At 69.4% G+C, this 11,795-nt stretch carries 9 protein-coding genes and 1 pseudogene; 9 read left to right on the top strand and 1 reads right to left on the bottom strand.

Annotated elements, in window-relative coordinates:
- Nucleotides 1-1,986, top strand: a complete 1,986-nt coding sequence (locus QR64_RS11970; RefSeq protein WP_039585330.1) for a mycofactocin system FadH/OYE family oxidoreductase 2 — start codon at nt 1-3, stop codon at nt 1,984-1,986.
- Here QR64_RS11970 and QR64_RS11965 read toward each other — a convergent pair.
- A complete protein-coding gene (locus tag QR64_RS11965) occupies nt 1,961-2,944 on the bottom strand; it encodes a GNAT family N-acetyltransferase (protein ID WP_039585328.1) in 984 nt (327 codons plus the stop codon). The two genes, QR64_RS11970 and QR64_RS11965, sit on opposite strands and share 26 nt — an antisense overlap.
- A 97-nt stretch (nt 2,945-3,041) precedes the next feature.
- On the opposite strand from QR64_RS11965, the gene mftE reads away from it, so the two are divergent.
- The 8 genes and pseudogenes from mftE to QR64_RS11925 all read left to right on the top strand — a co-directional run.
- Nucleotides 3,042-3,725, top strand: a complete 684-nt coding sequence (gene mftE, locus QR64_RS11960; RefSeq protein ID WP_019291273.1) for a mycofactocin biosynthesis peptidyl-dipeptidase MftE — start codon at nt 3,042-3,044, stop codon at nt 3,723-3,725.
- Entirely contained in the window at nt 3,722-5,155 is a 1,434-nt protein-coding gene (mftF, locus tag QR64_RS11955) for a mycofactocin biosynthesis glycosyltransferase MftF (protein ID WP_006553535.1), read from the top strand. The genes mftE and mftF overlap by 4 nt, the downstream gene beginning before the upstream one ends.
- Before the next feature lies 1 nt (nt 5,156).
- Nucleotides 5,157-6,617 carry a mycofactocin system GMC family oxidoreductase MftG gene (gene mftG / locus QR64_RS11950; RefSeq protein WP_019291274.1) on the top strand — a complete coding sequence of 487 codons (1,461 nt, stop codon included), beginning with the start codon at nt 5,157-5,159 and terminating at the stop codon, nt 6,615-6,617.
- 36 nt (nt 6,618-6,653) lie between these two features.
- A complete protein-coding gene (locus QR64_RS11945; protein ID WP_019291275.1) occupies nt 6,654-7,952 on the top strand; it encodes a GAF domain-containing protein in 1,299 nt (432 codons plus the stop codon).
- Nucleotides 7,953-8,018: 66 nt separating this feature from the next.
- Nucleotides 8,019-9,542 carry an aldehyde dehydrogenase gene (gene adh, locus QR64_RS11940; protein WP_006553532.1) on the top strand — a complete coding sequence of 508 codons (1,524 nt, stop codon included), beginning with the start codon at nt 8,019-8,021 and terminating at the stop codon, nt 9,540-9,542.
- A 93-nt stretch (nt 9,543-9,635) separates the two neighbouring features.
- Nucleotides 9,636-10,160 carry a DUF779 domain-containing protein gene (locus QR64_RS11935; RefSeq protein WP_006553531.1) on the top strand — a complete coding sequence of 175 codons (525 nt, stop codon included), beginning with the start codon at nt 9,636-9,638 and terminating at the stop codon, nt 10,158-10,160.
- 133 nt (nt 10,161-10,293) lie between these two features.
- A complete protein-coding gene (locus QR64_RS11930) occupies nt 10,294-10,842 on the top strand; it encodes a hypothetical protein (protein WP_006553530.1) in 549 nt (182 codons plus the stop codon).
- A gap of 263 nt (nt 10,843-11,105) precedes the next feature.
- Nucleotides 11,106-11,762 (top strand): annotated as a pseudogene (locus QR64_RS11925) (MFS transporter); the annotation flags it as partial.
- Nucleotides 11,763-11,795 lie beyond the last annotated feature (33 nt).

The raw sequence follows: 11,795 nt of genomic DNA, 5'->3' as shown, positions 1-11,795 counted from the left end.
GTGACGCGCACGGCGACCGGCACCGTTCCGCACGCGTCGTTGCGGATCGGTCCGGTCAGCCTGCGCAACCGCATCGTCTTCCCGGCGCACCTGACCAACTTCTCGGTCGACGGCACCGTCACCGACCGCCACATCGCGTACTACGAAGCCAGAGCACGAGGCGGCGCGTCCATGATCGTCACCGAGGAGCACACCGTGCACCCCTCGGACCGGCCCTACGAGAAACTGATCCGGGGCTGGGACCCGGACATCGTCACCGGTTACCGCCGCCTCACCGACGCCGTCCACCGACACGGCACGCGGATCCTCGCGCAGCTCAACCACAACGGCGCGCAGGGCACCTCGATGTACACGGGGCAACCGCTGTGGGCGCCGAGCCCCGAACCCGACCCGCTCTTCCGCGAGGTCCCACGCGTGATGACGGAATCCGACATCGCCGAACTCGTCGCGGGCTACGCCGACGTCGCCCGCCGCTGTGCCGAGGGCGGCTTCGACGGTGTCGAGATCCAGTGCTCCCAGGCATCCGTCCTGCGCGCTTTTCTCGCATCCGCGACGAACCGTCGCACGGACCGCTACGGCGGGGATCTCGCCGGGCGGGCCCGTCTGCTGCTCGAGGTCGTGTCCGCGGTACGGGCGGCCGTCGGGCGCGACCGTGTCGTGGGCGTGCGACTGACGGGTCACGACGGCACCGACGGCGGTGTCGGTATCGACGACGCCGTGCAGGTCGCGCGGATGCTCGAGGCGAGCGGCGACGTCGACTACCTCAACACGTCCGTGGGCGTCGCGACCGAGACGCTGCATCTGGTCGAAGCGCCGATGTCCACCCCGCACGGTTATTCCCTGTTCGTCCCCGACGCGATCCGGGCAGCGGTGTCGCTGCCGGTCGTCGGGGTCGGGCGCTTCACCCGACCCGAACAGGTCGGTGCCGCGCTCGCCGACGGAGTGTGCGATCTGGTCGGTGCCGTGCGTGCTCAGATCGCCGACCCGGACTTCACGAACAAGACTCTCTCCGGCCGCGACGACGAGATACGGCCGTGCATCGGCTGCAATCAGGAATGCATCGGACGGGTCGGGCTCAACCGTCCCATCGCGTGCGCGGTCAATCCCCAGGCCGGGTACGAATCCGACGCTCCTGCCGCGCCCGCCGTACCGCACCGGGTCGTCATCGTCGGCGGCGGACCCGCGGGCCTGCAGGCGGCGGTAACGGCTGCCGGAGAAGGACATTCGGTCACCTTGCTCGAACGGAACCGGTGCACCGGCGGTCAGATCCGTGAGGCGGCTGCAGCCCCGCACCGTGCCGAACTGCTCGGTGCGGTGACCCACCTCGACGCCGAGTGCCGCCGCAGGGGAGTGGAGGTGCGTACCGGTGTGACCGCCGATGCCGCGACGCTGCACGCGCTCGCGCCCGACGTCGTGGTCGTCGCGACGGGTGCGCGCCCACACCGGCCCGCCTGGGCGGGTTCGTCGGCGCGGGTGAGCGACGTGCGCGATGTGCTCACCGGTCGCACCGCACCCTCCGGCCGCGTCCTCGTCGTCGACGATCTCGGTTTCCACCAGGCGACCTCGGTCGCCGAACTACTGGCCGACCGGGGATGTGCAGTGACGGTGTGCACGCCGGGAATGCTCGTGGGCCAGGACCTCGGCCTGACGCTCGAGCTCGACGGCTGGTTGCGCCGCGCCCACGACAAGCGGATCGAGCGACTCACCGGCGTCGCCGTCGGCGGTGTCGTGGACCTGCCGGACGGCGCCGAGGTTGCCCTGGTCCACCACGCGACCGGCGAACCGGCGACGCTCGCGGTGGACGCGGTCGTCGTCGCCACCCATCAGGATCCCGTCGACGAGCTGTGGCAGGAGCTTTCGGCATCCGGCACGAGAGTGATCCGTGTGGGCGACGCGGTGACGCCACGCCGCCTGCACGCCGCGATCGTCGAGGGGGAGCGGGCCGCCAGGGACCTGGCTCCTACGCCTCCAGCCCGCGGCGCATGACGATGCGCGGCCAACGGTCGAGGCCGTGCTTCCGTTCCTCCGCGCGGATCCGGGTGAGAACGGGGGAGTGGGCATCGTCCGCGACCGTGTGAAAGCCGAGACGGGCGTAGTACGGGCCGTTCCACGGCACGTCGCGGTAGGTGGTCAGCGTCAGCGATCCGAACCCGGCGTCCCGAGCCCACCCCGCGACATGGTCGATCAGCTTGCGGCCGATCCCGCGACGCGCGTGATCGGGATGCACCGACACCTGCTCGATGTGGACACCGTTGTCGACGAGGTCGGCCACGAGATACGCGACCGCTCGTCCCTGCTCGTCGAACCACGCCCAGCAGCGGCCCGCGTCCCGGTGAGCGCGCAACTCCTCGACGGACGGAGGATCGTCGTCGGCGACGAACGCCATCCCGATCTCGGCGAAGGGCTTGCCCGCCGCGCGTTCGATCTCCTGCAGCACCGGCAGGTCGTCGTCGGTCGCCGGACGGATCGGGGGCAGTTCCTTGCAGTAGTACATCGCCGTCGGTGATTCTGCGTAGAGCCCGAAGCGCTCGGTCATCGGCACGTACCCGGCCTTCGCGTACAGCGCGATCGCCTCGGGTTGCTCGCTGCCCGTCTCGAGGATCATGCGACGGCGACCGGCATCGGTCGCCGTGCGCTCCAGCGCACCCAGCACCCGTGCTGCCACACCACGTCGCCGCATGCTCGCCCGCACGTACATCCGCTTGATCTCGGCATCATCGTCGCGTACCCCTCGATGCGAATGCTCCGGTGCACGCCAGCCGCCGATCCCGGCCGGAACCCCGTCGGCCACCGCCAGGAGGAACACCCCGCGTGGCGGTTCGAATTCGTGCGGCGCCAGTTCGGTGTCGTCGGGTCCGCCGTACCTCCGCACGTATTCGAGTTGGACCTCGCCGATGAGGTCCTGCACGTCCGGATCGTCCAGCGGACGAGGTTCGATCAGCACCGGGAAAGCGTACCGACCGGATCTCGGCGTCCGGGCGGACCCACCGAGACCTCCGGGTTTCGTGCACGCCCGCGAAACCCTTAGCATCGGAGCGGTGATGCGGGAGCTCGCCGACGCCTGTTGGACGGACATCGAACCCGACCGGGTGACGGTGGCCGTCCCGATCGGTGCGTTCGAACAACACGGCCCACACCTTCCCCTCGACACCGACACCCGGATCGCGACTGCTGTCGCCGCCGAGCTGCCCGAGGTGGTCCTCGCGCCACCCCTGCCCTACGGAGCCAGCGGGGAACACGAAGGTTTCGCCGGCACCGTCTCGATCGGAGCCGAGGTGACGAAGGCGCTGATCGTCGAATACGGCAGGTCGGTGTGCCGATGGGCGAAGCGGGTCGTCTTCGTCAACGGGCACGGCGGCAACGCCTATCCGCTGATCGAGGCGGTGAGCCTCCTGCGATACGAAGGCCGCGACGCTGCCTGGCTTCCGTGCGCGGTGCCCGGATCCGATGCCCACGCCGGTGTCACCGAGACGAGTCTGCTGCTGCACCTGGCGCCCGGGGCGGTCGACATGACGCGGGCCGCGGTCGGCGCAACGGAACCGATCGGAGCACTGATGCCACGACTGCGCGAAGCCGGTATCGTCTCGGTGTCCGCGAACGGAGTGCTGGGAGACCCCACCGAGGCCACCGCAGAACTCGGCGCGCGCCTGTTCGCGAGTCTGGTCGAGCGGGCGAGTGCACAGGTCGCCCGGTGGCAGCCGGGAACGGAAGGAAGGCTTCGGTGAGTCGGGCGATCACTCCACAGGCGACGTCCCCGGAGGCGGCGCAGCCCTCAGCGACCCGGCTCCCCGACGGTTTCGGTGTGCGCATCGACGCGCGGGTGCGCAGCTTCGCCGGAGGACGCGTCCTCGTCGGAGGATCGCCCACGCGCATGCTCACACTTGCCCCCGCCGCCGTAGCGATGATCGACGAGGACTTCGTCGAGGTGGTGGACGCGCAGAGCGCCGCGGTCGCGCGACGCCTGCTCGACTCGGGCATCGGAAACCCCCGGCCGACGAAGCTGCCGCCGAGTTCCGCCGTCACCGTCGTCGTCCCGGTCAAGGACAATCCGTCCGGCCTCGCCCGTCTGCTCGCCGCTGTCGAAGGGCACGAGGTCGTGGTCGTCGACGACGGTTCCGAGAAACCGGTCGAGGCGCCGGAACGTGGTCGCGTCCGGGTGATCCGGCACGAGACCGCACGCGGGCCGGCGGCGGCCCGCAACACCGGATTGCAGCAGGTGGCAACGGAATTCGTCGCCTTCCTCGATTCCGATGTGGTGCCGCAGCTGGGCTGGCTCGAACGATCACTGGGGCACTTCACCGATCCTGCGGTCGCACTCGTCGCGCCGCGCGTCGTGGCCCTCGAACCCGACAGCAGCGCGCTCGCGAAGTACGAGCACGCACGCTCGTCGCTCGACCTCGGCAGCCGGGAATCCGCTGTGGTCGCGGGTGGTCCCGTCTCGTACGTGCCGAGCGCGGCGCTGCTCGTCCGTCGCGACGCGCTCGTCGCCTGCGGTGGTTTCGACGAGACGATGCACGTGGCCGAGGACGTCGATCTGTGCCGGCGACTGCAGACCTCGGGGTGGCGGTTGCGGTACGAGCCCATCTCGCGGGTCGCGCACGACCATCGCACCCGCTTCCGGACGTGGTTGACGCGCAAGGCATTCTACGGAACCGGTGCGGCTCCGCTCGCTGAGCGGCATCCGGGTTCCGTCCCACCGATGGTGATGTCGATCTGGACGCTCCTCGCGTGCGTCGCGATCGCGACCTTCACCCGCGTCGGGGTGATCGCAGCGGTGCTGACCCAGGTGGTCACCTTCGTGCGGTTGCGGCGGATGTTCTCCGGACTCGACCGGCCCGACCGCATCGCCGCGCTGCTCACCGCCCAGGGATTCGCCGGTGGTCTGTGGCAGGTGGCGTCGGCGGTGTGCCGGCACTACTGGCCGGTCACGGTCGTCGCAGCGGTGTTCTCCCGCAAGGTTCGGCGGGCGGTTCTGGCTTGCGCTGTGGCCGAAGGCATCTGGGACTGGAAGACGCACCGCGAGAGCGGCGGCCTCGATCCCGTCCGGTACCTGCTCTACAAGCGCCTCGACGACCTCGCCTACGGCGCGGGGCTGTGGAAGGGTGCGCTCGACGCCCGCACGGCGGCCGCGCTCGTACCCGACATCCGGAAGTGACATGATCCCGGCGCACGCCGATGTGGTGATCGTCGGCGGGGGAAGTTGTGGCTGCGTTCTCGCCGCCGGGCTCAGCGACGATCCGGACCGCACCGTGCTGCTGCTCGAGGAGGGCACGGCGTTCGGGTCGGCGTCCGCTGTTCCGCGCGAGATCCGTGACGCTGCCGTCCTTCCGGTTGGTCCGGAGAGCCCGTGGACGGCGGACTTTCCCGGACGGTTGACCTCGGACGTCCAGGCGACCGTGACGCGGGGCCGGGTGCTCGGGGGCTCCGGCGCGGTCAACGGCGCGTACTTCGTGCGTGCGCGGCCGGACGACTTCGCGTCGTGGCCCGCCTCGTGGTCGTACGAGGAGGTGCTGCCGTCCTTCCGGGCCGTCGAGACCGACACGGATGTCCCCGGCGACCTGCACGGAAGTTCCGGCCCGATACCGGTCGCCAGGGTGCCGCGCGAACGGATGCATCCGCTCTCGCGTGCCTTCGTCGACGCCTCCGAAAGTGCGGGATTCGCACCGGTCGCCGACCTCAACGCTCCCGGACCCGACGGGGTGGGTGCGGTTCCGTCGAACATGCGCGACGGCACGAGAGTGGGTCCGTTCCTCGCGTACCTGGCACCCGTCCTGGACCGGCCGAATCTGACGGTCGCCGGCGGGGTGAGCGCGACTCGAGTCGTGATGACGGGCGGTCGCGCGGTGGGTGTCGAGATCGCCGGACCCGACGGACCACGAACTATCTCGGCCGGACACGTGATCGTCGCCGCAGGCGCAGTGAGGTCCCCGCAGTTGCTGATGCTCTCCGGGATCGGACCGGCCGACGAACTGCGCCGGCTCGGCGTCGATCCGCTGCACGACCTTCCCGGGGTGGGCCGCGATTTCTCCGACCATCCGGAGTTCGCCGTCCCGTACCGATTCCGCCCGGGCCTCCCGTCGCACACGCTGCTGCTCGAGACGGTCCTGCACACCGAGAACCTCGAACTGCGCCCGTACACCGCGGCATTCGGTGCGGCGATCCCCGGCAGCGGTGTCGCCGATCCGGTGCTCGGCGTCGTCCTGACGCGCCCACGCAGTCGCGGACGCATCGTGCTCGACGAACGTGACCCGCGACGTCCACCTCTGCTCGACTATCGATACCTGACCGACCCGGCCGACCGGCAAGCTCTGGAGGAGGGTGTCCGGCTCGCCGCCGACCTCCTCGCCGCGACCACCGGCGTCGTCGAGGCCGGCAGCGTGGACGCGCGCGGCGGCAGGCTCGGAACGTCCCTGCACCTGTCCGGCACGTGCCGGATGGGCGACGACGAGCACGCCGTGGTCGACGAGTGGTGCCGCGTGCGCGGGATCGAGGGGTTGAGCGTCGTCGACACCTCGGTGTTTCCGCAGGTCCCCAGCCGTGGGCCGCACGCCACCGCGGTGATGCTCGCCCACCGCATCGCCGCGACCGCGAGGGATGCCCTGCCCCACACGGTGTGATCCCGACTACAGTGTCGGGGGAGGAGGCGCCGGTACATGACGGATCGTGGAATCGCGACGACCAACCCCTGGGTGGCACTCGACCCGGGAGCGGACGTGGCCGCGCACGCACGTGCGGTACTGCGCGCGCACGGCACGTTCGTCTCCGCCCGCGGCAAGGATCGGCTCGACGGGGTGCGCTCGGTGGTCCGCGACTCGTGGAGCCGGAGCCTGCAGCGCGGCATCGATCCCGACGTCGTCGAACAACCCGCACTGCTCTCCGGGCACGACCTCGAGGAGTACCGCGCCGGCCACCCCATGTCGCTGATCCGCCCCGTGGTGCGCAAGCTCCTCGTCGAGGACGCCGACAACAGTGGACTGCTCGTCGCCATCACCGACGGACAGGGACGGCTGCTGTGGGTCGAGGGCGATCACGCCGCGCGCGACCGCGCCCTGTCGATGAGCTTCGTCGAAGGGGCCGACTGGAGTGAGGACCGCGTCGGCACGAACGCTCCGGGAACGGCTCTCGCCGTGGATCATTCGGTGCAGATCTTCGGCGCCGAGCATTTCAACCGCACGGTGCACGAATGGAGTTGTTCGGCCGCTCCCGTGCACGACCCCACCAGCGGCCGGGTCCTCGGTGCCATCGACATCACCGGTGGGCACCGCGTCGCCGCGCCCGAGGTCCTGCAACTCGTCCGCGCGACGGTCGCGGCGGCGGAGGCCGAACTGCGGTTGCATGCCCTGAGCGGCCGCCCGTTGTTCCCGTCGGCGACGCCGCGCATCGAGACGATCGGCGCCGGGCGGCCCGCCCTGCACCGCGGAGGCGAACGCGTCGGCCTGTCCCGCCGGCACGCCGAGATCCTGCTGATCCTCGCCGATCACCCCGAAGGCCTGAGCTCCGACAGGCTCGCGATGCTGCTCGACGAGAACGAACTCGACTCGGTGACCATCCGCGCCGAGATGTCGCGCCTGCGCAAGGTGCTCGGGGCCGAACACCTCGGATCGCGGCCCTATCGGCTGCTCACCACGCTCGACACCGATGTCGCGGACGTGCGCCGCGCACTCGACCGCGGCGACGTGGCCTCGGCGGTCCGCCTCTGTACCGGGGAGATCCTGCCCGGATCGATGGCGCCGGGCATCGAGGAGATCCGCGACGAACTCTGCTCGGGCGTGCGGGCGGCGCTGTTGCGCTGCGGCGAGGAGCATCTGCTCGCGCAATGGACCGCGTCCGTCCACGGCCGCGAGGACATCACCGCCTGGGCGGCCTACCGGGCATCGATCGATCCCCGGTCACCCCGCTTCGCGCAGGTCGACGCCACATTGACCCGATTGGACAGGCAGCTCGCAACGTAGTTGCAACCCTCGCGTTCGTAGTGTTTCGGATCACATACCGACCGCTCGACGCTGCAGGAGATGCACATGACCGTGTACGCCCGCCCCGGTTCGCCCGACGCCCACATGTCCTTCCAGTCCCGGTACGACAACTGGATCGGTGGCCAGTGGGTGCCCCCGGTGAAGGGGGAGTACTTCGAGAACGTCACCCCCGTCACCGGCCAGGTGTTCACCGAGGTCGCTCGCGGCACCGAGGAAGACATCGAACTCGCGCTCGACGCAGCCCACGCCGCCGCGCCGGCCTGGGGGAAGACCTCGCCCGCCGAACGCGCTGTGATCCTCAACAAGATCGCCGACCGCATCGAGGAGAACCTCGAGTCGATCGCCCTCGCCGAGTCGTGGGACAACGGCAAGCCCATCCGCGAGACCCTCAACGCCGACATCCCGCTCGCGATCGACCACTTCCGCTACTTCGCGGGAGCCATCCGCGCGCAGGAGGGTTCGATCTCCGAGATCAACTCCGAGACGGTCGCCTACCACTTCCACGAGCCGCTCGGCGTCGTCGGCCAGATCATCCCGTGGAACTTCCCGATCCTCATGGCCGTGTGGAAGCTCGCGCCGGCCCTGGCCGCCGGCAACGCGGTGGTCCTCAAGCCCGCCGAGCAGACACCGGCGTCGATCCTGCACCTGATCTCGATCATCGGCGACCTGCTGCCGCCCGGCGTGGTCAACATCGTCAACGGTTTCGGTGTGGAGGCGGGCAAGCCGCTCGCGTCGAGCCCGCGCATCCGCAAGATCGCGTTCACCGGTGAGACCACCACCGGCCGGCTGATCATGCAGTACGCCTCGCAGAACCTGATCCCGGTCACCCTCGAACTCGGTGGCAAGAGCCCGAACATCTTCTTCTCCGACGTGCTGTCGGCGAACGACGACTACCAGGACAAGGCGCTCGAAGGCTTCACGATGTTCGCCCTCAACCAGGGTGAGGTGTGCACGTGCCCGTCGCGTGCGCTGATCCAGCAGGACATCTTCGACGACTTCCTCTCGCTCGCCGCGGTCCGCACCAAGGCCGTCCGCCAGGGTGATCCGCTCGACACCGACACGATGATCGGCGCTCAGGCCTCGAACGACCAGCTCGAGAAGATCCTGTCGTACATCGAGATCGGCAAGAGCGAGGGTGCCAAGGTCATCACCGGTGGTGAGCGCGCCGATCTCGGCGGCGACCTCTCGGGCGGCTACTACGTGCAGCCGACGATCTTCCAGGGCAACAACAAGATGCGTATCTTCCAGGAGGAGATCTTCGGCCCGGTCGTGTCCGTGACGTCCTTCAGCGATTTCGACGATGCGATCTCGATCGCCAACGACACCCTCTACGGTCTCGGTGCCGGTGTGTGGTCCCGCGACGGTGGCGTCGCCTACCGTGCCGGTCGCGCCATCCAGGCCGGCCGGGTGTGGACGAACACCTACCACCAGTACCCCGCGCACGCGGCCTTCGGTGGTTACAAGCAGTCCGGCATCGGCCGCGAGAACCACCACATGATGCTCGACCACTACCAGCAGACGAAGAACCTCCTGGTGTCCTACGCCCCCAAGGCACAGGGCTTCTTCTGATCCGAACTTCGGCGCCTGTCACGTCCGCACGGCGTGGCAGGCGCCGTTGCCATACGCTCGGAACACCGTGCACCCCAACGGAAAGGCAGGCCTGTGACCGTCCCGCGAATCGTGGCGACCGTCGATGCCGTCGCCCTGCTGCGCCGCCTCGCGCAGCGCAACGGACCGCTCATGATGCATCAGTCCGGCGGATGCTGCGACGGCTCCGCGCCGATGTGTTATCCCGACGGCGATTTCGTCGTCGGCGACTGCGACGTGCTCCTCGGAGTCCTCGACCTGCGCCTCGGGGCAGGGGAGACCCGCTCCGATCCGCCGGTCGGCGCGGACGCCGTGCCGGTGTGGATCTCCGGTTCGCAGTTCGAGGCGTGGAAGCACACCTGTCTCGTCCTCGACGTGGTGCCCGGGCGCGGCTCCGGGTTCAGCCTCGAGAGTCCGGAGGGGGTGCGGTTCCTCAGTAGGGGGCGCGCGTTCACTTCCGACGAAATGGCTCTCCTGGAAGCCCACCGGCCACTCACCGGGCGGGACCGGGAGGCCGGCGTGGAGCCCGCCGTGTCCGATGTGCCCACCGTGGTCGCCGAGGCCGCCGACGCGTGCCCGGTACCCGGCCTGTCCCCGTGATCCCATCTGCGTGATCCCATCGGGAGGAGGGTGACTCGCCTGCCGGTTGCCGGTGTGCGTCAGAATCGGGACGGAATCCGTCCGGATTCCGGACGACGACGTGGGCGCCCGGCGGGTGCGACGAGGAGTGGGCATGGCCTTCGCAGGCAACGTGGACGAACTGGCACTGCTGCAGACGGTGCGCCTGAAGAAGCAGGTCACTGCCGAGGTGATCGCCGCGCACCTCGGTGTGTCGGTGGCGGCCGGCCAGGCTGCGGTGGCCGCGCTCCTCGAACAGGGCAAGGCGTCGGAGAACGGCGGCGGCATCAGCCTCACCGACAAGGGCACCTCCGAGCTGAACGATCAGCTCGATGCCGAACGGGTCTCCATCGACGAGGATTCGATCTCGGAGCTCTACGACCAGTTCCTCCCGCTCGACGAGGAGCTGAACACGCTCCTCGAGAACGCGGACGCCGACGGATTCGTCGACGGCCTCATCGACCTCGACCGCCGGGCGCAGAGTCTGTTCGACGACGTGTCGGCGTTCGTGCCGCGCCTGTCGCGCTACCAGGACCTGTTCGCCGAGGCCCTGGAGAAGATCAAGGGCGGCTCGCTGGCGTGGGCCACGGCCGCCAACATCGACTCCTACGCCTCCGTGTGGGGCGAGATGCGCCAGGAGATCGCGGGCGCCGCCGGCCGCTGACAATTTCGTTCGTTCGGCGCACTATGTGATTCCGGTCACCTCTACCCCCCTTTCGGGGGTGGTGCGGGGGTGACCGGCATCACTACGTTTCGTTCATCCGCCGAGGCGATCACGCCCGCGGTTCGAACGGACAACGGAGGACTCACGTGACCAGTGTGTCGACCCCGGGGGCTGCCGAACCCCCCGTCGCCGGACCGGTGGGACGTTCGCGTCCCGATCCATCCACACCCCGCCACGCGGGCCCCTCGAAGGAAGGGCCCGGTATCCGGCGCGTCGCCGTCGCCAGCTGCATGGGCACGACGATCGAGTTCTACGACTTCTTCATCTACGGCACCGCCGCAGCGCTCGTCTTCCCGACGGTCTTCTTCCCCGCGCTCGGATCGACCGCAGGTACCGTCGCCTCCTTCGCGACCTTCGCCGTCGCCTTCATCGCCCGCCCCGTGGGCGCAATGCTGTTCGGGCACTTCGGCGATCGCATCGGACGCAAGAAGACGCTGATCTCCACGCTGCTGCTGATGGGTATCTCCACCCTGCTCATCGGCCTTCTGCCCGGCGCCGAGACCATCGGTGTCGCCGCCCCGATCATCCTCGTGCTGCTGCGATTCGCCCAGGGCTTCGCAGTGGGCGGTGAGTGGGCCGGTGCGACCCTGCTCACCGCCGAATACGCGCCACCAGGCCAACGCGGTCTGTACGCGATGTTCCCGCAGCTCGGTCCCGCCATCGCATTCGCCCTGTCGAGCGGAACCTTCCTGTTCACCGGTCTCGCCCTCGGCGACACCAACGACGCCTTCCTGAACTACGGCTGGCGGATCCCGTTCCTGCTCAGCATCGTTCTCGTCGGCATCGGCCTCTACATGCGCCTCGCCATCGAAGAGACTCCTGTCTTTCGTGCGGAGCAGGAAGCCCGCAGGGCCTCGGCAAAGTCGTAAGTAAGACCAGCTGACCTGCGGTTT

The organism is Rhodococcus sp. Chr-9, assembly GCF_000801125.1.
Lineage (GTDB): Bacteria > Actinomycetota > Actinomycetes > Mycobacteriales > Mycobacteriaceae > Rhodococcus > Rhodococcus pyridinivorans.
This window is presented reverse-complemented; position numbering and strand designations above follow the sequence as displayed.